23 protein-coding genes and 1 riboswitch are annotated in these 23,314 nt (G+C 63.2%); of the genes, 19 read left to right on the forward strand and 4 right to left on the reverse strand.

Features of this window, described 5'->3' with window-relative positions:
• Nucleotides 1-55 precede the first annotated feature (55 nt).
• Both alaS and QU596_RS02295 read left to right on the forward strand, forming a co-directional pair.
• Nucleotides 56-2,710 (forward strand): alanine--tRNA ligase, encoded by a 2,655-nt coding sequence (gene alaS / locus QU596_RS02290; RefSeq protein ID WP_308516831.1) that lies wholly within the window; start codon nucleotides 56-58, stop codon nucleotides 2,708-2,710.
• Nucleotides 2,707-3,153: a GFA family protein gene (locus QU596_RS02295; RefSeq protein ID WP_308516832.1), complete on the forward strand. Its 447-nt coding sequence runs from the start codon at nucleotides 2,707-2,709 to the stop codon at nucleotides 3,151-3,153. The genes alaS and QU596_RS02295 overlap by 4 nt, the downstream gene beginning before the upstream one ends.
• On the opposite strand, the gene QU596_RS02300 is transcribed toward QU596_RS02295, so the two are convergent.
• Entirely contained in the window at nucleotides 3,108-4,910 is a 1,803-nt protein-coding gene (locus QU596_RS02300; RefSeq protein WP_308516833.1) for a cation:proton antiporter domain-containing protein, read from the reverse strand. The two genes, QU596_RS02295 and QU596_RS02300, sit on opposite strands and share 46 nt — an antisense overlap.
• 65 nt (nucleotides 4,911-4,975) lie before the next feature.
• Between QU596_RS02300 and QU596_RS02305 the strand changes: the two genes are divergently transcribed.
• Together QU596_RS02305 and QU596_RS02310 are read left to right on the forward strand one after the other, a co-directional pair.
• Nucleotides 4,976-5,182 (forward strand): hypervirulence associated TUDOR domain-containing protein, encoded by a 207-nt coding sequence (locus QU596_RS02305; protein WP_308516834.1) that lies wholly within the window; start codon nucleotides 4,976-4,978, stop codon nucleotides 5,180-5,182.
• Nucleotides 5,183-5,224: 42 nt separating this feature from the next.
• Entirely contained in the window at nucleotides 5,225-6,424 is a 1,200-nt protein-coding gene (locus tag QU596_RS02310) for an FAD-dependent oxidoreductase (RefSeq protein WP_308516836.1), read from the forward strand.
• Here the strand turns inward: QU596_RS02310 and QU596_RS02315 are convergent.
• On the reverse strand, nucleotides 6,421-7,650 hold the full coding sequence (locus QU596_RS02315) for an NADP-dependent isocitrate dehydrogenase (protein WP_308516837.1): 1,230 nt from the start codon (nucleotides 7,648-7,650) through the stop codon (nucleotides 6,421-6,423). The two genes, QU596_RS02310 and QU596_RS02315, sit on opposite strands and share 4 nt — an antisense overlap.
• 100 nt (nucleotides 7,651-7,750) lie before the next feature.
• Here QU596_RS02315 and QU596_RS02320 point away from each other — a divergent pair, with 100 nt between their 5' ends.
• Together QU596_RS02320 and QU596_RS02325 are read left to right on the forward strand one after the other, a co-directional pair.
• Nucleotides 7,751-8,491: a phosphatidylserine decarboxylase gene (locus tag QU596_RS02320; protein WP_308516838.1), complete on the forward strand. Its 741-nt coding sequence runs from the start codon at nucleotides 7,751-7,753 to the stop codon at nucleotides 8,489-8,491.
• A gap of 38 nt (nucleotides 8,492-8,529) precedes the next feature.
• Nucleotides 8,530-9,255: a CDP-alcohol phosphatidyltransferase family protein gene (locus tag QU596_RS02325; RefSeq protein WP_308517924.1), complete on the forward strand. Its 726-nt coding sequence runs from the start codon at nucleotides 8,530-8,532 to the stop codon at nucleotides 9,253-9,255.
• On the opposite strand, the gene QU596_RS02330 is transcribed toward QU596_RS02325, so the two are convergent.
• On the reverse strand, nucleotides 9,218-9,436 hold the full coding sequence (locus QU596_RS02330; protein ID WP_308516839.1) for a hypothetical protein: 219 nt from the start codon (nucleotides 9,434-9,436) through the stop codon (nucleotides 9,218-9,220). The two genes, QU596_RS02325 and QU596_RS02330, sit on opposite strands and share 38 nt — an antisense overlap.
• Nucleotides 9,437-9,688: 252 nt before the next feature.
• Here QU596_RS02330 and rpsB point away from each other — a divergent pair, with 252 nt between their 5' ends.
• The 11 genes from rpsB to fabZ all read left to right on the forward strand — a co-directional run bounded on the left by rpsB (nucleotide 9,689) and on the right by fabZ (nucleotide 20,334).
• On the forward strand, nucleotides 9,689-10,444 hold the full coding sequence (gene rpsB / locus QU596_RS02335) for a 30S ribosomal protein S2 (RefSeq protein ID WP_308516840.1): 756 nt from the start codon (nucleotides 9,689-9,691) through the stop codon (nucleotides 10,442-10,444).
• 86 nt (nucleotides 10,445-10,530) lie between these two features.
• The gene (gene tsf, locus QU596_RS02340; RefSeq protein WP_308516841.1) at nucleotides 10,531-11,475 is read left to right on the forward strand and encodes a translation elongation factor Ts; all 945 of its coding nucleotides are present in this window, start codon (nucleotides 10,531-10,533) and stop codon (nucleotides 11,473-11,475) included.
• 90 nt (nucleotides 11,476-11,565) lie between these two features.
• Nucleotides 11,566-12,288: a UMP kinase gene (gene pyrH, locus QU596_RS02345; RefSeq protein ID WP_308516842.1), complete on the forward strand. Its 723-nt coding sequence runs from the start codon at nucleotides 11,566-11,568 to the stop codon at nucleotides 12,286-12,288.
• A 3-nt stretch (nucleotides 12,289-12,291) separates the two neighbouring features.
• Nucleotides 12,292-12,846: a ribosome recycling factor gene (gene frr / locus QU596_RS02350; protein WP_308516843.1), complete on the forward strand. Its 555-nt coding sequence runs from the start codon at nucleotides 12,292-12,294 to the stop codon at nucleotides 12,844-12,846.
• Complete coding sequence (gene uppS, locus QU596_RS02355; protein WP_308516844.1) at nucleotides 12,843-13,610, forward strand: polyprenyl diphosphate synthase; 768 nt, start codon at nucleotides 12,843-12,845, stop codon at nucleotides 13,608-13,610. The genes frr and uppS overlap by 4 nt, the downstream gene beginning before the upstream one ends.
• The gene (locus tag QU596_RS02360) at nucleotides 13,607-14,239 is read left to right on the forward strand and encodes a phosphatidate cytidylyltransferase (protein ID WP_308516846.1); all 633 of its coding nucleotides are present in this window, start codon (nucleotides 13,607-13,609) and stop codon (nucleotides 14,237-14,239) included. Before uppS ends, QU596_RS02360 begins: the two co-directional genes overlap by 4 nt.
• Before the next feature lie 8 nt (nucleotides 14,240-14,247).
• The gene (locus QU596_RS02365; protein ID WP_420030954.1) at nucleotides 14,248-15,393 is read left to right on the forward strand and encodes a 1-deoxy-D-xylulose-5-phosphate reductoisomerase; all 1,146 of its coding nucleotides are present in this window, start codon (nucleotides 14,248-14,250) and stop codon (nucleotides 15,391-15,393) included.
• A gap of 1 nt (nucleotide 15,394) precedes the next feature.
• Complete coding sequence (gene rseP / locus QU596_RS02370; RefSeq protein WP_308516851.1) at nucleotides 15,395-16,522, forward strand: RIP metalloprotease RseP; 1,128 nt, start codon at nucleotides 15,395-15,397, stop codon at nucleotides 16,520-16,522.
• A gap of 217 nt (nucleotides 16,523-16,739) precedes the next feature.
• A complete protein-coding gene (bamA, locus tag QU596_RS02375; protein WP_308517925.1) occupies nucleotides 16,740-19,250 on the forward strand; it encodes an outer membrane protein assembly factor BamA in 2,511 nt (836 codons plus the stop codon).
• Entirely contained in the window at nucleotides 19,250-19,846 is a 597-nt protein-coding gene (locus QU596_RS02380; protein WP_308516853.1) for an OmpH/Skp family outer membrane protein, read from the forward strand. Before bamA ends, QU596_RS02380 begins: the two co-directional genes overlap by 1 nt.
• A 68-nt stretch (nucleotides 19,847-19,914) precedes the next feature.
• Nucleotides 19,915-20,334: a 3-hydroxyacyl-ACP dehydratase FabZ gene (gene fabZ, locus QU596_RS02385; protein WP_420030955.1), complete on the forward strand. Its 420-nt coding sequence runs from the start codon at nucleotides 19,915-19,917 to the stop codon at nucleotides 20,332-20,334.
• A 3-nt stretch (nucleotides 20,335-20,337) separates the two neighbouring features.
• Here fabZ and QU596_RS02390 read toward each other — a convergent pair whose 3' ends face one another.
• A complete protein-coding gene (locus tag QU596_RS02390) occupies nucleotides 20,338-22,161 on the reverse strand; it encodes a TonB-dependent receptor plug domain-containing protein (protein WP_308516857.1) in 1,824 nt (607 codons plus the stop codon).
• Between the two features lie 88 nt (nucleotides 22,162-22,249).
• Nucleotides 22,250-22,399, reverse strand: a riboswitch (cobalamin riboswitch).
• A 56-nt stretch (nucleotides 22,400-22,455) separates the two neighbouring features.
• Here QU596_RS02390 and QU596_RS02395 point away from each other — a divergent pair.
• Together QU596_RS02395 and rpmE are read left to right on the forward strand one after the other, a co-directional pair.
• Nucleotides 22,456-22,986, forward strand: coding sequence for a DUF6580 family putative transport protein (locus QU596_RS02395; RefSeq protein WP_308516859.1), 531 nt, complete (start codon nucleotides 22,456-22,458; stop codon nucleotides 22,984-22,986).
• A 94-nt stretch (nucleotides 22,987-23,080) separates the two neighbouring features.
• Nucleotides 23,081-23,311 (forward strand): 50S ribosomal protein L31, encoded by a 231-nt coding sequence (gene rpmE / locus QU596_RS02400; protein ID WP_308516861.1) that lies wholly within the window; start codon nucleotides 23,081-23,083, stop codon nucleotides 23,309-23,311.
• The last annotated feature ends 3 nt before the right edge of the window (nucleotides 23,312-23,314 follow it).

Consider the following 23,314-nt stretch of genomic DNA (forward strand, 5'->3'; position numbering starts at 1 on the left):
CGACCGCTCAAGCGCCGTCCTTGCCGCACTGCAGCAAGAGATTTACATCGGCAGCATGACCTCGACCAACGACATCCGCCGCTCCTTCCTCGACTATTTCGAGACCAACGGTCACGCGCGGGTGCAGTCGGCGCCGCTGGTGCCGCAGAACGATCCCACGTTGATGTTCGTCAACGCCGGGATGGTCCCGTTCAAGAACGTCTTCACCGGCCTCGAAAGCCGACCTTATTCGCAGGCGACGAGCAGCCAAAAATGCGTCCGCGCGGGCGGCAAGCACAACGATCTCGACAATGTCGGCTATACCGCGCGCCACCACACCTTCTTCGAGATGCTCGGCAACTTCTCGTTCGGCGACTATTTTAAGGATCGCGCGATCGAGCTTGCCTGGAATCTGCTGACGAATGAGTGGGGGCTGAACCCCAATCGCCTGACCGCCACCGTCTATCACACCGATGACGAAGCCTTCGACCTGTGGCGCAAGATCAGCGGCCTTCCCGAGCACCGCATCATCCGCATTCCGACCAAGGACAATTTCTGGTCGATGGGCGACGACGGTCCGTGCGGGCCTTGTTCGGAAATCTTTTACGACCACGGCGAGCATATCCCGGGCGGACCTCCCGGCAGCCCGGACGAGGACGGCGACCGCTTCGTTGAGGTCTGGAACCTCGTCTTCATGCAGTACGAGCAGGCGGCGGGTGAGATCGTTTCCGAACTCCCCAGCAAGTCGATCGACACCGGCATGGGCCTCGAGCGCATCGCCGCGGTGCTTCAGGGCACCACCGACAATTACGAGACGGACACGTTCAAGGCGCTGATCGCCGCCTCGGAAATGCTGACGTCGAACGCTGCGCCGGACATGGCCGCCAGCCACCGCATCATTGCGGATCACCTGCGCACTTCGGGTTTCCTGATCGCCGACGGCGTGCTGCCGGCCAACGAAGGTCGCGGCTACGTCCTCCGCCGGATCATGCGCCGCGCCATGCGCCACGCGCATCTACTCGGCTCGAAGGACCCGCTGATGTATCGCCTGGTCCCGGCGCTCGTTGCGGAAATGGGCGTCGCCTATCCCGAGCTTCTCCGTGCTCAGCCGCTGATCGAAGCGACGCTGCAGCAGGAAGAGACGCGGTTCCGCCAGACGCTCGCCAACGGCCTTAAACTACTGGACGAAGCTACCGGCGACCTTGCCGAGGGCGGTACGCTGCCCGGCGCGACGGCGTTCAAGCTCTACGACACCTACGGCTTTCCTTACGACCTGACCGAGGATGCGTTGCGCGCCCGCGGAATTCAAGTCGATCGCCCCGGCTTCGACGCCGCCATGGCCGGGCAAAAGGCCAAGGCTCGCGCCGCCTGGAAAGGCTCCGGCGCCAAGGCGAGCGACGACGTCTGGTTCGATCTCGCCGAGGAATATGGTGCGACTGAATTCACCGGCTATTCGGGCGATGAAGGCGAGGGCGTGGTGCTCGCCATCGTCAAGGACGGCGCGCGTGCCGAGACTGCCGAGATTGGCGACACGGTCGAACTGCTGCTCAACCAGACGCCTTTCTATGGCGAGAGCGGCGGGCAGACCGGCGACCAGGGAAAATTGACCACGCTCAAGGGCTTCGTGGGTGAGGTTGAGGATACATCCAAGCCGCTGGGCAAGCTCCACGTCCTGCGGACGAAAATCACTGCGGGCGAGCTCAACCTCGGCGAAACGGTGCATCAGGCCGTCGACGCCGCGCGTCGTGACCGCGTCCGCGCCAATCATAGCGCCACGCACCTCCTGCATGCCGCCCTGCGCCGCCATCTCGGAACCCACGTAACGCAGAAGGGCAGCCTCGTCGCACCGGACTATTTCCGGTTCGACTTCTCCCATCCCAGCGCGCTGACCCGCGACGAGATCGAGGTGGTGGAGGCCGAAGTGAACGCGCAGATCCGCTCGAACGAGACGGTCAGCACCCGCCTGATGACGCCGGACGAGGCCATTGCCGCGGGCGCCATGGCCCTGTTCGGCGAGAAGTACGGCGACGAGGTTCGCGTCCTCTCCATGGGTCGCTTCGACGAGAACGACTATTCGGTCGAGCTGTGCGGCGGCACGCACGTCCGGGCGCTGGGCGACATCCAGCTGCTCAAGATCATCTCGGAAAGTGCCGTGTCGGCGGGCGTCCGCCGTATCGAAGCGCTCACTGGCGAGGCCGCGCGTGCATGGCTCAACCAGCGCGACGCCCGCCTGCGCGAAGCCGCCGCGACGCTGAAGTCCGCGCCGGACGAAGTTCCCGCGCGGATAGCGGCCCTGGTCGAAGACCGGCGCCGGCTCGAACGCGAGCTTGCGGATGCCAAGAAGGCGCTGGCGATGGGCGGCAGCGGCAACGCATCGGGCGCCGCGGAGCCGGAAGACGTGGGCGGCTACAAGTTCCTCGGCCAGATCGCGGAAGGTCTCAATCCCAAGGACTTACGATCCACTGTTGACGAGCTGAAGAAGCGCGTCGGCTCCGGGATCGGCGTGCTTATCGCGGTGAACGAGGGTCGCGCCAGCGTTGCCGTCGGCGTCACCGACGACCTCGTCGGGCAGGTCAGCGCGGTAGACCTGCTCAAGACCGCCGTGGCGGAACTGGGCGGGCAGGGCGGTGGTGGCCGCCCGGACATGGCGCAAGGCGGCGGACCGGACGGGTCCAGGGCCGCCGAAGCCATCGCCGCCGTGAAGGACGCGCTGCAGAAAGTTGCCGCATGATCGACACCGCATCGTCGGCGCCAGTCACATTGAATGGCGCCTGCCATTGCGGTGCGGTCAAATTCACGGCTGAACTGCCAGAGGGCCTGGCGTCGGCCCGTCGATGCACCTGTTCCATGTGCCGAATGCGCGGCGCGGTCGCGGTTACCGGAAGCATCGACGGCTTCACGCTCCTTCAGGGCGAGGCCAAGCTCGCCACCTATCGTTTCAACACCGGCGTGGCCGAACATCACTTCTGCACCGAGTGCGGCATCTACACGCACCACAAGCGCCGCTCGAACCCAAATGAGCTCGGCCTCAATGTCGCCTGCCTCGAAGGCCTGTCGCCGTTCGACTTCAAGGAGGTTGTCGTCAACGACGGCCAGCGACACCCTTCCGACAATGCTGAGCATCGGACTTACGTCGCTGGCGTGCTCCGCTTCGAGGCGGCCCCGGTCGCCTGAACATCCTCGCGGATGCGTCGGCGTCCTAACGTCGGCTCCTCGACCAGTTGCGCATCGGACATGATCTGGCCGCGCAATTCCGCTCGCTTTTCGTGGATTGACGCGATCACCGGCCCCATTGGCGCCCCAACGTCAACGAGCACCGCCTCGGCAAGCTGCAGCGAGGCTTCCAGAGCTTCTGGGACGGCATCGGTTACGCCGGCCTTGTACAGTTGGGCGGCATGAGCGGTGTCGCGAGCACGCGCGATAATCGGCAATTCGGGGACCCATCCGCGAACGCGCCTCGTCAGCTGCGCCACAAGTACTGGGTCATCCATGGTCAGGACCAGCGCGGATGCATGCCCTAGGTGTAGCCGGTCAGCGAGTTCCGGACGGCGGACGTCACCGAAGATCACCGAGTAACCGGCTTCCCGGGCCCGGCGGACGCCATCAACGTCGCTGTCGACTGCGAGATAGGGTTTGCCGTGCGCTATCAGCATGTCCGACACCATGCGCCCGACGCGACCAAAGCCGAAAATGACGACGCGCTGCTTGCCCGAGTAAGCTCCGTCGTCGAGGACGTCGTTCTCAACCCGCCGGGCCATCCGATTGCCAGCGGCGGCCAGCAATGGCGTGACGGTCAAACCAAGCGCCGTCACTGTGGTCCAGAACTCGGCATCAGCCGTAGCGATGATCCCGGCGCTCGCGGCGGCACCTATAACGATTAGGCTGGTTTCCGACGGACTTGCCATCACAACGCCGGTTTCCACCGCCACTGCCGGACGAATGCCTGACGCGCGCAAAAGAAGTGTCGTCACGATCGCCTTCACGACAAGAACCGCAGCCGCCGCGCCCAAAATCGCGGGCCAATTATGCATCAATTCCGGCAGGTCGATCCGCATGCCGACCGTGATAAGAAAAATGCCGAGCGCCAGACCGGCGAGGGGCGTGGTGATTGCCTCGACCTCCGCGCTGTAATCGGTCTCGGCGATGAGGATTCCGGCAATAAGCGCACCTAATATCGGCGATAGCCCGACCGCCCCGGTGGCGAGGCTTGCAAGAATGACGGTCAATAGGCTGATCGACAGGAACAATTCCGGGCTCTTGGTCCGCGCAGCCTGCGCGAACAGACCCGGCAACGCGAGTCGCCCAAGCACCAGCATGGCACCGACCACCAAGAGGCCGAGGATGGCCGTGCGAACGAACTCGCCGGTCTCGGCATGTCCGCCGATAAGCTCGATCAGAAAAAGCATGGGTACCAGCGCGAGATCTTCGAACAGCAGCATGGCAAAGGCCGAGCGGCCGACCGCGCGCTCGGTGCCGGTGATCGGCAAGACTAGAGCTGTAGACGACATCGCCAGGGCGAGGCCGAGAGCTACGGACAGCGCAAGCGAAGCTCCGAAGGCGTAGAGACCCGCACCGATGAGCAGCGCTGCGCCGAGCAGTTCCGCAATACCGACGCCAAAGACGGCATTGCGCATCGCGCGGAGCCGCCGAAAGCTGATGTGCAAGCCGGCCGAGAACAACAGCAGGATGATCCCGAGTTCCGCAAAGGGCTCAATCGATTTTGGCTCGGAAATCGAGACGGTGTGCAGCCAAGGATGATCGCGCGCGAGAGCGCCCAGTGCGAAGGGTCCTGCAATGATGCCAACCAGGATAAACCCGATGACCGGCGAAATTTTGAGGCGGGCGAACGCCGGTATGACGATGCCTGCAGCGCCGAGGATCGTCAGCGCGTCGCTTAGTCCATGGCCGCCAATCGATGTCTCTCCTGCCATACCGCCTTTAGAGCAGGCGCGGGGCGGGAAGTCATCCGCAAGCGTTATTGCGGCGGAGGTACACGATGACAAAAACGTTGAAGGCGGGCGACCGCGTATCTTGGAGTTCGCACGGCGGCACCGCCAAGGGCAAGGTCGTCAAAAAGGTCACGTCGCCGATGACCATCAAGGGGCACAAGGTCGCCGCGTCCAAGGACAATCCGGAATATCTCGTCGAGACTGACGAGGGCAAGCGCGCCGCGCACAAGGCAGGATCGCTCAAGAAAGCTTAACAGCTTCCGCATCGCGACTCCGTCTGGCAAGCTGCCGACGTCATGACGTCAGATCCTGACATCATCGTCGTTGGCGGCGGCCCTGCCGGGATGATCGCCGCGCTACTTTTCGCTCGCGCGGGTTGCCGCGTCCACGTCCTTGAAAAGCATGCGGACTTCTTCCGCGATTTCCGTGGCGACACAGTCCATCCCTCGACGATGCAAGTTCTTCATGAACTCGGGCTCCTCGGAGAGTTCCTGAAGCGGCCCCACAACCGCATCGATCGCGCTGAAATCAGCTGGAACGGTCGCCTGATGCAGATCGGCGACCTCACGCACCTCCACATGCCGGCGCCGTTCATCGCGATGATGCCGCAGTGGGATTTCCTCGATTTCCTCCGCGACCATGCAGTGACGCTGCCCGGTTTCCATCTCGCGATGGAAGCGCCGGTCGTCGAATATCTGCAGGAAGCGGGCAGGGTGGTCGGCGTTCGTTTGGCCGACGGCCAAGAGCTCCGCGCCCCGTTGGTAATCGCCGCGGATGGCCGAGATTCCCGCGTGCGGCAGATCCTGCCGCTCGAGGAGCTGGGTGCGCCGATCGATGTGTTCTGGGTGCCCGTCCCCAAAACAGAGAGCGGCACTGCGCTTCGTGGCGCGATCAAGGGCTATCGCTTGATAGTGATGATCGATCGTGGCGACTATTGGCAATGCGCCTTCGTAATCGCCAAGGGTGGCGCAGAGAAAATCATGGCCCGCGGAATCGAAGCGCTTCGGGCTGACTTGCGAGCCGCTGCGCCCGACCTGCCCAACCTGGAGCAGGCGATCCCAGACTTCGACCACGTCCGGCTTCTGTCCGTGTCGCTGGACCGCCTTACGCGCTGGCACATGCCCGGCCTGCTCGCCATCGGCGATGCGGCCCACGCAATGAGCCCGGTCGGGGGCATCGGCATCAACCTCGCCGTGCAGGATGCGGTCTGCACCGCGAATATCCTCGCCGGCCCGATCGCCCGCGGCGAGCAGGTCGACGATCTTCTCGCCAAGGTTCAGGAACGCCGAATGTTTCCGACCCGCGCGATCCAGGGCGCGCAACGCGCTGTGCACGAGCGCGTCCTGCAACCGCTTATCGAAGGTAGGCTGCAAGCAACGGAAAAACCGCCGTTTTTGCTGCGAATGCTAAATCGCTTCCCGCTCCTGCGGCGGATCCCGGGCTATTTCATCGGCCACGGGATCCGCCAGGAGCATGTCCGCTCGCCAAAGGCTTAGGCGGCCACCCCTTCGCCGGCCATGGCCGTCTCGAGGTTATGGACGATCGCGTCGAAAAACTGCTCGGTCGTCATCCACGCCTGCTCGGGGCCAACGAGGATCGCGAGGTCCTTGGTCATCTGGCCCTTCTCGACGGTCTCGACGCACACCCGCTCCAGCGTCTCGGCGAAGCGGACGACATCCGGCGTGTCGTCGAACTTGCCGCGATACTTGAGGCCGCCGGTCCAGGCGAAGATCGACGCGATGGGGTTGGTCGAGGTCGCCTTGCCCTGCTGATGCATGCGGTAGTGGCGGGTCACGGTGCCGTGCGCCGCCTCAGCCTCGATGGTCTTGCCGTCTGGGGTCATCAGCACCGAAGTCATCAGACCCAGCGAGCCGAAGCCCTGCGCGACCTGGTCGGACTGCACGTCGCCATCGTAATTTTTGCAGGCCCAAACGAACTTGCCGCTCCACTTGAGCGCGGAAGCAACCATGTCGTCGATCAGGCGGTGCTGATATTCGATACCAGCAGCCTCGAACTTCGCCTTGTATTCGCTGTCGTAAATCTCCTGGAAGATATCCTTGAAGCGGCCGTCATAGGCCTTGAGGATCGTATTCTTCGTCGAAAGGTACAGCGGCCAGCCGCGGCCGAGGCTGTAGTTGAAGCAGGCGTGGGCGAAATCACGGATGCTTTCGTCCAGATTGTACATGCCCATCGCGACGCCGGCCGCCGGGAAGTCGAACACGTCGAAATCGAGTTCCTGCCCGTCGTTGCCTACCCACTTCATGGTCAGCTTGCCGGGGCCGGGCACCTTGAAGTCGGTCGCGCGATACTGGTCGCCGAAGGCATGACGGCCAACCACGATCGGGTCGGTCCAGCCCGGGATCAGCCGCGGCACGTTCGAAATCACGATCGGTTCACGGAAGATGACGCCGCCCAGGATGTTGCGGATCGTGCCATTGGGCGACTTCCACATCTTGGTGAGCTTGAATTCCTCGACGCGGGCTTCGTCGGGGGTAATCGTCGCGCACTTCACGCCGACGCCATGCTCCTTAATCGCATTGGCGGCGTCGATGGTGACCTGGTCGCCGGTCGCGTCGCGGTTCTCGACCGAGAGATCGTAATAAAGCAGGTCGACGTCGAGATAGGGCTGGATCAGTCGTTCACGGATCCACTGCCAGATGATCCGCGTCATCTCATCGCCGTCGAGCTCGACGACCGGGTTCTTTACCTTGATCTTGGCCATATTTTCCCTGCGTTCTGGTTTGGCGGGCGCTCTAGGACTGCCGCCGCCGGAGGGCAACCGCAGCGTTGTGCGCGCTGATTTGTCCAAGTAAGGCACCGCGATGCCCGCAATCGACAAGCATGACAGCCCGCTTCCCACGACCACTGTAAAGTGGCGCTTTCCGGCCGTTCACCCCGAAGGCCGCAAATATGCGGTGGGTGTCGGCGCAGTCACGCTGCTGGCGTTCCTGTTGCATTGGCAGATGCTCGGATGGCTTCTCGTGGGCCTGACGATTTGGGTCGCGACATTCTTCCGTGATCCGGTGCGGACCACGCCGCGCGGGGAGGGGCTGATCGTCGCCCCTGCCGACGGCCTCATCACCATGATCGCCCGCGTGGCGCCGCCGCCCGAACTACGCGGCGCCGACGGTCTTGCCGACGGCGAGTACACCCGCGTCTCGATTTTCATGAGCGTGTTCGACGTGCACATCAATCGCGCGCCGATTTCGGGCCGCATCAAGCGCATCGCCTACGTTCCGGGCAAATTCGTCAACGCCGACCTCGACAAGGCCAGCGAGGATAATGAGCGGCAGCATTTCCTGGTCGAGAGTGCGGACGGCCTGCGCATTGGGTTTACGCAAATCGCCGGCCTCGTCGCTCGCCGCATTCTGTCGTTCGTGCGCGAAGGCGATGCGGTGGACGTGGGCCAGCGGGTCGGCCTGATCCGCTTCGGCAGCCGTGTCGATGTCTATCTACCGGCGGGAACTGCACCGAAGGTGTTGCTCGGCCAGCGATCGATCGCCGGCGAGACGGTGATTGCCGAGATCGGGAGTGACGTCACGCTGACCGGCATCAGCCAGTGAAGGACGACGCCGACCCGCGGCGCATTCCCTTTCGGGCGATGATCCCCAACGCCATCACGGCGATGGCACTGTGCATGGGCCTAACGGGCGTCCGCTTCGCCATTGGCGCGGAGTGGGAGAAAGCCCTCGCGGCCATCATTATCGCCGGCATCCTTGACGGCATGGACGGCCGCATTGCGCGTCTCCTTCGCGCGCAGAGCAAGTTCGGTGCCGAACTCGATTCGCTGTCCGACAACATCGCGTTCGGAACTGCGCCAGCGCTGATTATCTTCCTTTGGTCACTGCAGGCGGCGCCACGCTTCGGGTGGACCGCGGCGCTTGCCCTGGCGGTCTGCTGCGCACTGCGCCTCGCGCGGTTCAACGCTCGCATGGATGCTGCCGAACAGCCGCACAAATCCGCAGGATTCAACACCGGTGTTCCCGCGCCGGCAGGGGCGGGCCTCGCTTTCGTGCCGATCTATCTGTGGCTGATCACAGGGCGGCCGATCTTTCAGGATTGGCCTTTGGTCATGGCCTGGACGATCTTCATCGCCGCACTGATGATCTCCAGCCTGCCGACCTACAGCTGGACGAGCATCCGGATCAGGCGTGAGTGGCGGCTGTTCGCGCTCGCGGGTGTCGCCCTTTTTGGCGCAGCCTTGCTCACCGCCCCATGGATCACACTGCTGGCGCTGTCGTGTGTCTACCTGCTGATGATTCCATCAGCCTTGGCAAGCTACGCGAGGGTCAGGCGGCGGCGCGCCATTCCGCGGTTGCCCGCATAGGCTGCTGCAGCCGGGGCCGGGTGCGCATGCGAACCGGCATCGCCTGAACGGGACTGACGGCCGGCTTGCCCTTAAGCGCGGCGAGGATTTTCCCGCCGCTCTCTTCGAGCACCGCCGCGCCGACGACGACCAACAACCAAACCAGAACCAGAAAAACGAGGGTGCCCAACGCTGCAGTCATTGCATCATGTCCCTTCTTGGGAGCGCCTAACCATGCTGGACCTGATTTGTTCCAGTAGAGCGGCAGCGCTCTGGTGAGACGACTCAATGTTCCCTATATGTTCTAACGTGTCAAGCGGCGGCTCGCACCCTTGAAAGCCAGCCTCCGTTCCGCTAGAGGGCCGCGCATTCCACAAGCGGAGCCAACATACCGGTGCCGGCCGTAAGGCTGGTCATTCGGCTCCGCTGAGGCAAAACCGGAAGGAGAAAGACTATGGCGGCCACGGTCGTCACCATGCAGCAATTGCTCGAAGCCGGAGCGCACTTCGGCCACCAGACCCATCGTTGGAACCCCAAGATGAAGCCGTACATCTTCGGCGACCGCAACGGGGTGCACATCATCGACCTGTCGCAGACGGTTCCGCTGTTCTCGCGCGCGCTCGACTTCGTCCAGCAGACCGTTGCCCGTGGAGGCAAGGTTCTGTTCGTGGGCACCAAGCGCCAGGCGCAGGACGCGATCGCGGAAGCTGCGGCCGCTTCGGGTCAGCACTTCGTCAATCACCGCTGGCTGGGCGGCATGCTCACCAACTGGAAGACGATCTCGAACTCGATCAAGCGCCTCAAGACGCTCGAAGAGCAGCTGTCGGGCGACACCGCCGGCCTCACCAAGAAGGAAGTCCTTCAGCTGACGCGTGAGCGCGACAAGCTGGAGAAGAGCCTTGGCGGCATCCGCGACATGGGCGGCCTGCCGGACATCATGTTCGTGGTCGACACCAACAAGGAAGAGCTGGCGATCAAGGAAGCCAACACGCTCGGCATCCCGGTCGTCGCGATCCTCGATTCCAACAGCGACCCGAGCGGCATCGCGTTCCCGGTCCCGGGCAATGACGACGCCAGCCGCGCGATTCGCCTGTACACGGACTCGGTGGCGCAGGCCGTCGGCCAGGGCCGTCAGGGCAATGCGTCGTCGCGCGGGCAGGACATCGGCGCGATGGCCGAGCCTCCGGTCGAGGCCGCGCTCGAAGCCTAAGGCTTGGGCGCCTCGGAAAACGGGGCGCCATTCCTATCTATCTGACTGGACCCCGGTCGTCGCCGGGGAACGAAAGGACAATGGACATGGCGGAGATCACAGCCGCAACCGTGAAAGAACTGCGCGAGCGCACCAGCGCCGGCATGATGGACTGCAAGAAGGCGTTGGCCGAAAACAACGGCGACATGGAAGCCGCCATCGACTGGCTGCGTGCCAAGGGCCTGTCGGCTGCTGCCAAGAAGGCGGGCCGCACCGCCTCGGAAGGCCTCGTCGGCGTGACCGTCGAGGGCAATCGCGGCGCGGTCGTTGAAGTAAACTCGGAAACGGACTTCGTTGCCAAGAACGAAACCTTCCAGGAATTCGTTCGCAACGTGGCCAAGCTTGCGCTGCAGACCGGCAATGACGTCGAGGCGCTGGCTGCGGCGGCTTATCCCGGCGGCGGCACGGTTCAGGACAAGCTGACCGAGAACATCGCCACCATCGGCGAAAACCAGTCGCTGCGCCGCGCGGCCGTATTGGAAGTGAGCGAGGGCGCCATTGTGCCTTACGTTCACAATCAGGTCGTTCCGGGTCTCGGCAAGATCGGCGTGCTGGTCGCGCTCGAGAGCGCCGCAGCCTCCGATACGCTGACCGCCCTTGGCAAGCAGATCGCGATGCACGTCGCCGCTGCGCACCCGCTGGCGCTTAACGCCGATGATCTCGACGCCGACCTGATCGAGCGCGAGCGTTCGATCGCCATGGAAAAGGCAAAGGAAAGCGGCAAGCCGCAGAATATCGTCGAGAAGATGGTCGAAGGCGGCCTCGCGAAATTCCGCAAGGAAAGCGCTCTACTTAGCCAGTTGTTAGTGCACGACGGCAAGACGCCGATTTCGGACGTCGTCGCCGCTGCTGCGAAGGACGCTGGCTCGCCGATCACGCTCGCGGGCTTCATCCGCTTTCAGCTCGGCGAAGGCATTGAGAAGAAGCAGGAAGACTTCGCAGCCGAAGTCGCGGCAGCTGCCGGCACCAACAAGGCTGAGCCAGTCGCCTAACCGACGACGCTGCCCTAAGGCAGTTGGCAACAGGGCGGCTCGGCCATAAAGGCTGGGCCGCCTTTGTCATAACTGGGAAACATTCGCCGCATGACCGTCCCGCGTTTCAACCGCATCTTGCTGAAGCTGTCGGGCGAAGCGCTCATGGGGCAGGGCCAGTTCGGCATCGACCCCGCTACGGTCGCAAGCATGGCCGAAGAGGTCAAGGCGGCCAAGGAACAGAGCCATGAGCTCTGCCTGGTGATCGGGGGCGGCAACATCTTTCGCGGGATGGCCGGTGCGGCCAAGGGCATGGACCGCGCCCAAGCTGATTACATGGGCATGCTGGCAACGGTCATGAACGCGCTCGCGATGCAGAATGCGCTGGAGCAGATCGGTGTCGAGACCCGCGTTCAATCGGCGATCAAGATGGACCAGGTCTGCGAACCGGTGATCCGCCGCCGCGCCGAACGCCACCTCGCCAAGGGCCGTGTCGTCATCTTCGCCGCCGGGGTCGGCAGCCCGTACTTCACCACCGATACCGGGGCTGCGCTCCGTGCCGCCGAAATGAAGTGTGACGCGCTGTTCAAGGGAACCAGTGTGGACGGCGTCTATGATGCCGATCCGAAGAAGAAGAGCGGCGCCAAGCGCTACGACACCATCAGCTTCGACCGCGTGCTGGCGGACGACCTCAAGGTGATGGACGCCGCTGCCGTCGCCTTGTGCCGTGACAACAACATACCGATCGTGGTGTTCAACATCCGGCAGTCCGGCAATCTTGCCGAGGTGCTCGCCGGACGTGGGATCGCAACGGTCGTCGAGAACGGAGAGTAAGACATGGCTACCGATACTGCCGACCTCAAGCGCCGCATGCATGGCGCGGTCGAAGCGCTGAAGCACGATCTCGTCGGTCTTCGGACTGGGCGCGCCTCGACTGCCTTGCTCGATCCCATCCAGGTTGAGGTCTACGGCGCCAACATGCCGCTCAACCAGGTTGCGACGGTGTCGACGCCTGAAGCGCGCATGCTCGCGGTACAAGTGTGGGATCGCTCGAACGTGCAGCCCGTGGAGAAGGCAATTCGGGCCGCGGGCCTTGGTCTCAACCCGATCACTGATGGCCAGATGATCCGCTTGCCGATCCCTGAACTGACCGAAGAGCGCCGCAAGGAACTTGCGAAGCTGGTCGGCCAATATGCCGAAAAGGCGCGCGTGGCCGTCCGCAACGTGCGCCGCGACGGCATGGATGGGCTCAAGGCCGATGAGAAAAAGCACGAGATCAGCGAGGACGAGCGCAAGCGCCTCGAGACCGAGGTGCAGAAGCTGACGGACGACACCATCAAGGAAGTCGACGACGCCGCGGCCGCCAAGGAAAAGGAAATCCTCGGCAAGTGACCGCTGCACCGGCCCCGAAAGCGGGCGCGGCGGATAACGCGGCCGGCTTGGCAGGGGGCGGTCCGCGCTCCACGCCGCGCCACGTCGCGATCATCATGGATGGCAACGGCCGCTGGGCACAGCAACGCGGCCTTCCGCGCGCGGCTGGGCATAAGGCCGGCGCCGAGTCTGTCCGGCGTGCCTTGCAAGCGGCTACCGACAACGGTGTAGAAGTCCTTACGCTTTATGCCTTTTCTTCCGAGAACTGGCGCCGCAGCAGCGAGGAAATCTCCGACCTCACGGCGCTGATGCGCTATTATCTGGAGCGTGAGCTTAAGACGCTCGAGAAGGAGAAGGTCCGGCTCAAGCTGATCGGCGACTATTCCGCGTTCGGCGGCGAGCTGGTGGAGCGGCTGGAGCGCGCCGTCGAGCGCTGCGCTGATAATAGTCGGATCACGCTGGTAGTGGCGCTGAATTACGGATCGCGGGCGGAGATTGCCGCAGCTTCGCGCCGATTGGCGGCGAAGGCCGTCCGCGGCGAAATCGAATTACCCGCGATCACCGAGCAGGCCATCGGCGCCGAGTTGCAGACCGCGGATTTGCCCGAGCTCGATCTCCTGATCCGCACGTCGGGGGAGGTGCGGCTGTCCAACTTCCTTCTTTGGCAAGCCGCCTACGCCGAGCTTCTCTTCCTTGACACGCTTTGGCCTGACTTCGATGAGGCGGCTTTCACCAATGCGCTTGCAGTCTATGCGCGCCGGCAACGCCGGTTTGGCGGCCGATGAACGAGCTTTCGGTTCGCGCCCTCACCGGCCTAATCCTGATTGCGATTGCGCTGATCGCGGCAGTGCAGGGCGGTTACGTCCTCGCCGTCTTGGTCGCCGCAATCGCGACATTGATGTTCTACGAGTGGACCCGGCTGACGAAAGGCTGGGGCGCTGGGTGGTATCTTGGCGGTTTCATCTACGCGCTGTTGCCCGCCTTGGCACTGCTGTGGATCCGCGAACGGGATGTGCACGGTCTCGCACTGCTGATCTGGGCCTTCATCGTAACCTGGTCGACCGACATTGGCGCGTACTTCTCCGGCCGCCGCTTCGGACGCCGTAAGCTTGCTCCGACGCTAAGCCCCAACAAGACGGTCGAAGGACTTGCTGGAGGCGTTATTGCTGCCGCTTTACTTGGTGGCGCATGGGCAATCGCGATGGACCTTGGGAAACCTCTGCTGTTGCTGGCGCCCGTGTTCGCCATCTTCGCGCAGGCGGGCGACTTGTTTGAAAGCGGCATGAAGCGCCGGGCGGGCGTCAAGGATTCCGGAGCGCTTCTGCCTGGCCATGGCGGCGCTCTCGATCGCCTTGACGGATTGGTCCCGGTCGCGATCCTGACCGCAGCGGCGCAGATGTGCGGACTGACGTGAAGCGCAGAATCTCAATCCTCGGCGCAACGGGTTCGATCGGCGAGTCGACTCTGGACTTGGTTGAGCGCGAACCCGATCGCTTCGCCGTTGAAGCTGTCACCGCGGGCAGCAACGCTGCGTCCTTGGCCGACATTGCCCGGCGCACGGGGGCCCGCCTCGCAGTAATCGCGGACGAAACCAAGCTTGACGAACTTAAGTCGCTGCTTGCCGGGACAGATTGCCGCGCGGCCGCCGGTGAGCAGGCATTGGTCGAAGCGGCCTCGTGTGCGGATTTCGTCATGGCTGCCATCGTCGGATGTGCCGGCCTTCGGCCGACAATGGCCGCGGTGGAAGCCGGTGCAACCGTGGCCCTCGCGAATAAGGAGGCGCTGGTCACTGCGGGCGCATTGATGACGAGTGCCGCTATAGCGAGCGGCACCACGCTTCTGCCAGTCGACAGCGAACATAATGCAATCTTTCAATGTCTTGCGGGTAACCGCGAGGAGGACGTGTCAAGAATAATTCTGACGGCCAGTGGCGGGCCGTTCCGCACTGCGTCAGCGGAGACGATCGACAATGCGACGCCGGCTGAGGCTATCGCTCATCCCAATTGGTCGATGGGCGCCAAGATTTCCGTCGATTCCGCGACACTAATGAACAAGGGTCTCGAGCTCATCGAGGCCTCATACCTTTTTGGCCTGCCGTCTGATCGGCTGGATATCGTGGTGCATCCGCAATCCGTCATCCACTCGATGGTGGAATACATCGATGGCTCGGTTCTCGCGCAACTGGGCAGCGCCGATATGCGCATTCCCATCGCTTCCGCGCTTGCCTGGCCGCAGCGCATGGTGACGCCAGCTGCGAAACTGGACCTTGCATCGATCGGCAGGCTCGAATTTGAAGAGCCCGATCTCGAACGGTTTCCGGCTCTGGCACTGGCTCGCCAGGCGCTGGAAGCGGGCGGTGCGGCGGCGATCGTGCTCAACGCCGCGAATGAGATTGCCGTCGAACAATTCCTGGCCGGCAACATCCGTTTCGTCGATATTGCTGGCTGCGTACGCCAGGCGCTCGACGAGGCGGAATTCGACACGCCGCGCTCAATCGGCGATGTGTTGGAGGTCGACAGGGTGACCCGAGCGCGGACCCGCGCCATGATGAAGGCGAGCTGCGCTTAAGATGTTTTCCTCCCCACCGCTCTGGCTGATACTCGTCGCATTCGTGGCGATGCTGGGCCCACTCGTGTTTTTCCATGAGCTTGGGCACTATTCGGTTGCGCGTCTATTCCGCATTCCCGCGGAGACGTTCTCAATCGGCTTTGGCCGCGAGGTGATCGGCTGGACCGATCGGCAGGGAACCCGCTGGAAGGTCGGATGGCTGCCTTTGGGCGGCTACGTAAAGTTCGTGGGCGATATGAGTCCCGCAAGCAATCCAGCGGATCTCGAGTCCATTCCCGAGGAGCTGCGTGGCCACGTGTTCCAGGCCAGGCCGGTCTGGCAAAGGTTTCTGGTCGTGCTGGCCGGCCCCGCGGCAAACTTCCTGCTCGCGATCTTGATCTTCGCCGCCTTCTTCATGCTGCTTGGTGCGCCGCAGACGAACGTCGTCGGCGCGGTGGAGCCAGGTACGCCGGCGGCGCGTGCCGGTCTCCAGCCCGGAGACAAGATCTTGTCGGTAGGCGGGCGTGAAACCCCGACTTTCAATGATCTGCGGACCGTCGTTTCCCTTCGCGCCGGCGAGCAGGTCGATGTCACATACGAGCGGGACGCGGAAGCCCGGCACGTCGACGTCCAACTAAAGGCGGACACCTTTACTGACCAGTTCGGGAAACCACAGAAGAAGGGCCTGCTGGGCATCGCCCCGACGTCGACCGTGTTGGCGCCGCTATCCCCACTCGCTGCGCTGGGCGCTGCGGTCGATTACACCTGGCGGCTGGTCGTCTCAACGGTCGATGGCCTTGGCCGCATCATGAGCGGACAAATTTCTCCGAAAGCGATCGGCGGTCCGATTTCGATCGCCAAGGTCGCGGGAGAGGGCGCGTCATTGGGCCCGCTGGCCTTCGTGTCGCTGCTCGCATTCCTCTCAATTAATCTCGGATTCATCAACCTGTTGCCAGTCCCGATGCTCGATGGAGGGCACCTCTTGTTCTACGGCGTCGAGGCCGTCCGCCGGCGTCCGCTCAGTGCGGAAGCCCTGGAATGGTCGTTCCGTGGTGGACTCGCGGTTCTCTTCGCGCTGATGGTGTTTACAACGCTCAATGATTTGAGCTCGCTGGGCCTGTGGGATCGGTTACAGCGCTTGATTGGCTAGAAGGGTTGGGGCAGGGGCACTAACCGGGGCTTGGCGGCGGAGCGCGCCGCGTCTGCACCAACTACTCACAAGGCGGGGACGCGTGATTTCAAGATCGAAGAGTTTTAACCGGCGCGCCGGTTCTTTGCTTCTAGTCGGGACGGTCCTTGGCGGCTCTGCGGTGCCCCTGTGGGCTCAGGCTGCTGCGCCGGCCCAGATCGCGCCTCCGCCGCCGGCGATGACCGTCGCCGCGCCGGCACCGGCAGAGCGTCAAATCCGCTCAATTCTCGTCAAGGGCAGCCAGCGTCTCGAGCCCGAAACGATTCGGGCCTACGCCAATCTGTCCCCCGGCCAGACCTACACCGCACAGACGCTCGACCAAGCCCTAAAGGACCTCTACGCAACCCAACTCTTCGCCGACGTTCAGATCACGGGCGCGGACACGGGTGACCTCGTCATCGCCGTCCGTGAGAACCCGGTTATCAATCGTATCATCCTTGAGGGCAACAAGCGCCTAAAGGACGACAAGATCACGCCAGAGATCAAACTGGCGCCGCGGCAGATCTTCACACGCAGCGCCGCTCGCGCCGACGTCGATCGCATCCTTGAGCTCTATCGGCGGCAAGGCCGCTTCGCTGCGCGCGTCGAGCCGAAGATCGTCCAGCTCGATCAGAACCGCGTCGACGTCGTTTTCGAGATCTACGAAGGCGATCTCGCCAAGGTTCGCGCGATCAACATCCTCGGCAACACGCATTATCCAGACGGCCGCCTGCGCAAGGAAATGTACACGCGGCAGACCGGTGGTTTGCTTGGGTTCATGAAGTCCAATGACACCTACGACCCGGACCGCCTCGCAGCCGACCAGCAGAAGCTGCGCGCCTTCTATTTGACGCAGGGCTATGCCGACTTCCGCGTCGTTCAGGCGCTCGCCGAGCTGACGCCGGACCGCCGCGACTTCGTGATCACCTACGTCGTCGAGGAAGGTCCCCGCTACAAATTCGGCACCGTCGAGGCCGACAGCGCGCTTCGCGACTTCCCGAACAGTGAGGTCCTCGCAAAAGCGAAAATTCAGCCAGGCGCCTGGTTCAACGCCAAGCAGGTTGAAGACGCGGTCACGAACCTCAACGAGGCAGCGGGCAACCTTGGCTACGCATTCGCCGACATCAGTCCCGCCTATAATCGCGATGCCGAAAAGCGGGTGATGAACCTCACGATCAAGGTCGCGCCAACGCCGCGCGTCTACGTTGAGCGGATCGATATCACCGGCAATACCGCGACCCGTGACAAGGTCATTCGTCGCGAATTCCGCCTGAACGAGGGCGACGCGTTTAGCGCGCTTCGCGTGAAGCGCAGCCAGGACCGGATTCAGAGCTTGGGCTTCTTCCAGGAGAAGCTGGAGATCAAGCAGACCGAAGGGTCGGCGCCCGATCGCGTGGTTCTCGGCGTCAACGTTGAAGAAAAGCCGACCGGTCAGTTGTCCCTTTCCGGCGGCTATTCGAGCCTGGAGCGCTTCGTAGTCCAGCTCGCAGTTTCGCAAAATAATTTCATGGGCAAGGGCCAATCCCTGGATGCCTCGCTGAACTGGTCGCAATATTCGAAGTCGGTCGAGCTCGGTTTCACCGATCCCTACTTCCTGGATAAGTCGATCATCGTCGGCGCGAACCTGTTCCGTCGCGATTACCGCAGCTTCAACTTCATCGGCAACAACCGGAATACGACCTATTCGCAAACTAGCACCGGCGGTGCGCTGCGGTTCGGCTTCCCGATCACCGAATATTGGAGTTTCGGCGGCCGTTACAGCTTGAGCAACGACAAGCTCTCGCTCGACAAGAATACGTTCTATACAAACGGCACCTGCAACCCCGACCTCGCGGGTCGCTACCTGTGTGACGAAATCGGCACGCGTCTGACGTCGTTGATCGGCGTGTCTACGATCTACGACGATACGGACGGGCTTCATCCGACCCGCGGACAGCGGCTGAGCCTGTCGCAGGATTTTGCCGGCCTTGGTGGCGACGTGCGCTATCTGCGCTCGCGCGTCGACGCGACCAAGTATCGCAGCATTGGCGGAGGATGGGTCGTCTCGCTCCACGGCGAGGGTGGCTTCATTGCGCCGTTGCAAAAATCGCCGGGACCCGGTCGTGACGCGATCCGGCTGACCGATCGGTTCTTTGATCCGGGTCTTCGCGGCTTCGATATCCGCGGCATCGGCCCCCGCATTCAGCGCCGGAACTATACCTGTACCGATTCTACCACAAATGCGGACCAAACGGTCACCTGCAATGCGGTGGGCTTCACCGACGCTAAGGCTATTACGACGGACGCCATTGGTGGCCGTGCCTATTACATGGGCCGTTTGGAACTGGAGTTTCCGGTGAGTTCCGGCCTCAAAAGCCTCGGTCTCCGTCCCTCGGCCTTCGTCGACGTCGGATCGCTGTGGAAGGTCACGCAGCCCAACCTCAGCGATTACACCACGATTTGTTCGCGGGCGGCGACGGAGACGGTTCCCGCGGATGAAATCCGGCTTGCGCCCGGGCAGGGCATTAACTGCCCGACCGGTTACGCGCGCATCGATGGATACAAGGAGTTCTTCCTCGGCAATTCGCCGAAGCCACGGTTGACGATCGGTGTCGGCGTCAACTGGGTTTCGCCGTTCGGTCCGCTGCGGATCGACATTGCCAAGGCGCTCCTCAAGCAACCAGGGGACGACACCAAATTGTTCAGCTTCAACGTAGGAACTCAATTCTGATGACGAAAACTCTGCTCATTGCCGCGTCGCTGACTGCGGTCGCCATTCCTTCCGTCGCGCAGGCGCAGGCGCTTCCCGCGGCCGTCGTTGCCGTTGTCGACATCGAAAAGGTGACCAGCACGTGCAACGCGTGCCGTACCGCTATTACCGCCCTGCAAGGCCAGGTGACCGCGCTGCAGAACCGCGAGCGTACCCTGGGCACGCCCCTCGAAACTGAAGGAAAGTCCATTCAGACTGCGATCGACGCGCTGAATGGCAAGGAGCCCGACGCGGCGCTGAAGACTCGCGTACAGTCCTTTGGAACGAAGCGTCAGCAGGCGATGGCCGAATTGGAGCGTGGCAAGCAGCAGATCGGCCTGAATCAGCAGTATGTGAACAAGCAGATCGGCGACAAGCTTGGTCCGATCTACTCGCAGGTGATGCAAAAGCGCGGCGCCAACCTGATGGTCGAAATCGGCACCACGCTCGCCAGCGGTGCGGCGCTTGACGTCACCAATGACGTCCTGACCGCGCTGAACGCGGCGCTGCCGTCGATCTCGACTACCGCTCCGGCTCAGCCGGCGCAGCAGCAGCGCACGCAGCCGCAGGGCCGCTAAGCTTGAACGATAAACCGGCCGGCGCCGCCACATCCGCATCGGGCGGTCCGCTCGACATCAAGCGGGTGATGGCGGCGCTGCCGCACCGCTATCCGATGCTGCTCGTCGACCGGGTCGAAAGCCTCGACCCGGACACGGGCATCGTCGCGATCAAGGCGGTGAGCATGAACGAAGAATTCTTCCAGGGGCATTTCCCGGGAAGGCCGATCATGCCCGGCGTCCTGCAGGTCGAGGCGCTGGCCCAGGCTGCCGGCGTGCTGGCCGTAGAAAGCCTTGGTCTCGCCGGTTCCGGCAAGCTCGTCTACTTCATGTCGATCGACAACGTGAAGTTTCGCAAGCCTGTCGAACCCGGCGTGCTACTCCGCCTAGAGGTGCAATTCCTCCAGAAGCGCTCGCGGGTGTGCAAGTTCTCCGGCAAGGCCATGCTCGACGGCGAAGTTGCAACCGAATGCGAATTCACGGCGATGATCGCCGACCCTCCGGCCTGATATTCAACGGCTGAGGCGGACCCCGCCGAACAGCCCGCGCGGATTGGTCCGGTAACTGTACACGTCCTGATAGTGCTGGTTGAGAAGGTTCGAGCCGCGGGCGAACAGCTCGACGCCGGGCCTTATCGCGTAAGCCACGCGTGCATCCGCCAGCCAGTATGATCCAAGCGTCACCCGGTCGAACGGGAAGACGTCGCGATTATCCAGATGCTTGCCCACGTAAGCGAGCGAGGCGCCGTAAGTGAATGCCCCCGATTTGCCATCGACCGCCACTGCGCCGCTGTGCTTCGGGCGGCGAACCTCGGTCTGCTGTCCGCCAGACAAAGCATCCAGCTGCGTGGACTTTAAATAGGCATAGTTCGCCGACAGGCGGATGGCGGCAGTCGGCATCCAATCGAGCGTTGCCTCCACGCCGGAGCGCTTGCTCTTCCCCGTTGCATTTATGACGCTGGTGAAGGTGGCGTTGTTGACGATCTCGTCGCGCAAACGCTGCTGATAGCCGGTCAGGGAGGCGCCGACAGTGCCGCGCCGATAACGAAGCGACAGCTCGAACCCTCGTGAACTTTCCGGCTTCAAATTGGGGTTGCCGACGAAGCTTCCAGGGAAGAAGCCGTACAGGTCGAAAAAGGTCGGTTGCGCTATGCCTTCCCCATAGGAGCCGGCGAGGGCGAAGCCGTGACCCAGCTGGCCAAGCAGGGACGCGCGAAGGGTCGTCGCGTCTTTGAAGCGGTCGAAGCTGTCGTGCCGGACCGCGACGTCGGCGGCTACGCTGTCGGTCTCCGCGCGCCATTCGCCGGCGACGGAAGTGTGGCGGCGGGTGCGGTCCTGGTTCGTGAAACCGCCGAAAGCCGTGTCGCGGGCATGGAACTCTTCGCGCTCGGTGTCCGCGGCGACGATCAGACGGTGGGTGACAGCGCCGGTCGTCAGCTTCCGCTCCAACTGGGCCGATAGGTTGCGACGCTCGCCGCGAGTCCGGTTCTGCTCGAGTTCCGCGAGGTAATTTTTGTTTGAAGACCCAAGCAATGTGCCGGCGACCTTCGCCCGCCAGTCCGACGCGTCATCGCCGTAGATTGCCCACACGCGTCCCGCCGTCAGCCGGTTGCGACTATTGTCCAGCGTGTCGGTATGAGCCCCGGTGAACAGGTCGAAGCCGTCGAACTGCGAGCGGCCGGTAAGGGCCAGTAGCGACGCGCCGACGTGGAGCAAGTTGGTCGGTCGCCAAGTCCCGCGCAACCGACCCGACAGGTTTCGATACCCGTCCTTGTCGCCCGGGCCCTCGACACTGTTGATGCCACGGGCTCTTTGGAAGCCGATGGCGCCGCTCAGGCTCGTACGCTCGCCGGCGTAGCTCGCCGAGCCGCTGCCGCGAACGGATCCAAACGAACCGGCCTCTGCGCTCGCGGAATAGCCATCAACGTCGTCGACCCCGTTGACGGCAATCACGCCGCCGATCGCTTCCGATCCCCACAGTGCCGATTGCGGCCCGCGGACGATCTCAAGCCGCGACGCCAAGTCGGCATTCAGGATCTCGTACCGAGGCGTGTCGCCTGACGCGGGGTCGTCGATTTTGATGCCGTCCACGAACAGCAAGGTATGGTTGGCTTCGGCGCCGCGGATGCGGATTTCGGTCAGGGAACCGGCGGGACCGGAGGTGACGACCGCAGCCGAAGGCGTCAGGCGGATGAGATTGCTGAGCAATGGTTCGGACAGGCTGTCGATGAGTTGCCTGTCGATGACGGAAACGCTGGCTGCGGTTTGATCTTGCGCTTGCGGCGCGTGGGACGCGGTGATGACGATCTGGTCGGCAGGGACGGGGGGTACGGGCATTCAATCCTCCTTTGACGAAGTCGTCACGGAGGGATCGCTGTGTTCACACAGCGTTGCCCCACGTCCCATGGCTGGTCCCGGCCAAGGAAACGGACGACGGACCAAGGCAGGTTCCTGACTTCGCCGAAAAGGCTCGGCGTTCACAGTTGCGGGCACAGTGCCGGAATTTCGCCGGCTTCCCTTTGAACCGCCCCCGCCAGCAGAAGCTGTGGGCGGCACCCTAGTCGGTGGCGGCTGCTAGTCGCTCGCGACTTGGGCTGTCAAATCGCGAAATCTGGCGCTAAACGGCACGTCATGAACGCCAACACCCGCTTGCTTGCGCTGCTTTCGGCAATTCTCGCCGTGGCCGCACTCCGCCTCGTGCCCCATCCGCCAAACTTCACGCCCATCGGCGCGATGGCGCTCTTTAGTGGTGCGTATCTCGGCCGGCGCGCGCTGGCCTTCGTGGCGCCGCTCGCAGCCCTGCTGCTGAGCGATCTGGTGCTCGGTTTCTATCACGGTATGGCGACCGTCTACCTGAGCACGGCACTCGTCGCGGTCATCGGAATGCTCGCCCTGCAGCGCCGTTCCGCGCTACGCATCGGCAGCGCAGCCGTTTTTGGCTCCTTGCTCTTCTTCGTCCTGACCAACCTCGGCATGTGGTGGTTCAGCGGCTTCTATCCGCACACCCTGACCGGGCTCGAGGCCTGCTACGTCGCGGCGATCCCGTTCTTCCAGAACAGCCTTGCTGGCGACTTGTTCTATACTACGTTGCTGTTCGGCGGCTTCGCGTTAGCTGAACGGATGTTGCCGGCCCTCCAAGTGGACCAGCGTCAGCCAGCCTGACCGTCGGTTGCAACCTGGCGCCTCCTTCTGTAGAGGCGCCGCTCATCCTTTCGCTGCTGGTCGGAAACCAGCGGCTAACCCAAGGAAAAATCAGATGAAGTCCGATACGCATCCCGATTATCACATGATCACCGTCGAAATGACCGACGGGACCAAGTTCCAGACCCGTTCGACCTGGGGCAAGGAAGGTGACACGCTTCACCTCGACATCGATCCCACAGCGCACCCGGCCTGGACCGGCGGCAACTCGAAGCTGCTCGATACGGGCGGCCAGGTTGCGCGCTTCAACAAGCGCTTCGGCGGGCTGAGCCTCGGCAAGAAGTAGAAG

The organism is Sphingomonas flavescens (assembly GCF_030866745.1).
GTDB lineage: Bacteria > Pseudomonadota > Alphaproteobacteria > Sphingomonadales > Sphingomonadaceae > Sphingomicrobium > Sphingomicrobium flavescens.

What these genes read in the sequence shown, in the direction of transcription:
- alaS (WP_308516831.1), top strand. Translation starts at nt 56, where the DNA reads ATGACCTCGACCAACGACATCCGCCGCTCCTTCCTCGACTATTTCGAG.
- QU596_RS02295 (WP_308516832.1), top strand. Translation starts at nt 2,707, where the DNA reads ATGATCGACACCGCATCGTCGGCGCCAGTCACATTGAATGGCGCCTGC.
- QU596_RS02300 (WP_308516833.1), bottom strand. Translation starts at nt 4,910, where the DNA reads ATGGCAGGAGAGACATCGATTGGCGGCCATGGACTAAGCGACGCGCTG.
- QU596_RS02305 (WP_308516834.1), top strand. Translation starts at nt 4,976, where the DNA reads ATGACAAAAACGTTGAAGGCGGGCGACCGCGTATCTTGGAGTTCGCAC.
- QU596_RS02310 (WP_308516836.1), top strand. Translation starts at nt 5,225, where the DNA reads ATGACGTCAGATCCTGACATCATCGTCGTTGGCGGCGGCCCTGCCGGG.
- QU596_RS02315 (WP_308516837.1), bottom strand. Translation starts at nt 7,650, where the DNA reads ATGGCCAAGATCAAGGTAAAGAACCCGGTCGTCGAGCTCGACGGCGAT.
- QU596_RS02320 (WP_308516838.1), top strand. Translation starts at nt 7,751, where the DNA reads ATGCCCGCAATCGACAAGCATGACAGCCCGCTTCCCACGACCACTGTA.
- QU596_RS02325 (WP_308517924.1), top strand. Translation starts at nt 8,530, where the DNA reads ATGATCCCCAACGCCATCACGGCGATGGCACTGTGCATGGGCCTAACG.
- QU596_RS02330 (WP_308516839.1), bottom strand. Translation starts at nt 9,436, where the DNA reads ATGACTGCAGCGTTGGGCACCCTCGTTTTTCTGGTTCTGGTTTGGTTG.
- rpsB (WP_308516840.1), top strand. Translation starts at nt 9,689, where the DNA reads ATGGCGGCCACGGTCGTCACCATGCAGCAATTGCTCGAAGCCGGAGCG.
- tsf (WP_308516841.1), top strand. Translation starts at nt 10,531, where the DNA reads ATGGCGGAGATCACAGCCGCAACCGTGAAAGAACTGCGCGAGCGCACC.
- pyrH (WP_308516842.1), top strand. Translation starts at nt 11,566, where the DNA reads ATGACCGTCCCGCGTTTCAACCGCATCTTGCTGAAGCTGTCGGGCGAA.
- frr (WP_308516843.1), top strand. Translation starts at nt 12,292, where the DNA reads ATGGCTACCGATACTGCCGACCTCAAGCGCCGCATGCATGGCGCGGTC.
- QU596_RS02360 (WP_308516846.1), top strand. Translation starts at nt 13,607, where the DNA reads ATGAACGAGCTTTCGGTTCGCGCCCTCACCGGCCTAATCCTGATTGCG.
- rseP (WP_308516851.1), top strand. Translation starts at nt 15,395, where the DNA reads ATGTTTTCCTCCCCACCGCTCTGGCTGATACTCGTCGCATTCGTGGCG.
- bamA (WP_308517925.1), top strand. Translation starts at nt 16,740, where the DNA reads ATGACCGTCGCCGCGCCGGCACCGGCAGAGCGTCAAATCCGCTCAATT.
- QU596_RS02380 (WP_308516853.1), top strand. Translation starts at nt 19,250, where the DNA reads ATGACGAAAACTCTGCTCATTGCCGCGTCGCTGACTGCGGTCGCCATT.
- fabZ (WP_420030955.1), top strand. Translation starts at nt 19,915, where the DNA reads ATGGCGGCGCTGCCGCACCGCTATCCGATGCTGCTCGTCGACCGGGTC.
- QU596_RS02390 (WP_308516857.1), bottom strand. Translation starts at nt 22,161, where the DNA reads ATGCCCGTACCCCCCGTCCCTGCCGACCAGATCGTCATCACCGCGTCC.
- QU596_RS02395 (WP_308516859.1), top strand. Translation starts at nt 22,456, where the DNA reads ATGAACGCCAACACCCGCTTGCTTGCGCTGCTTTCGGCAATTCTCGCC.
- rpmE (WP_308516861.1), top strand. Translation starts at nt 23,081, where the DNA reads ATGAAGTCCGATACGCATCCCGATTATCACATGATCACCGTCGAAATG.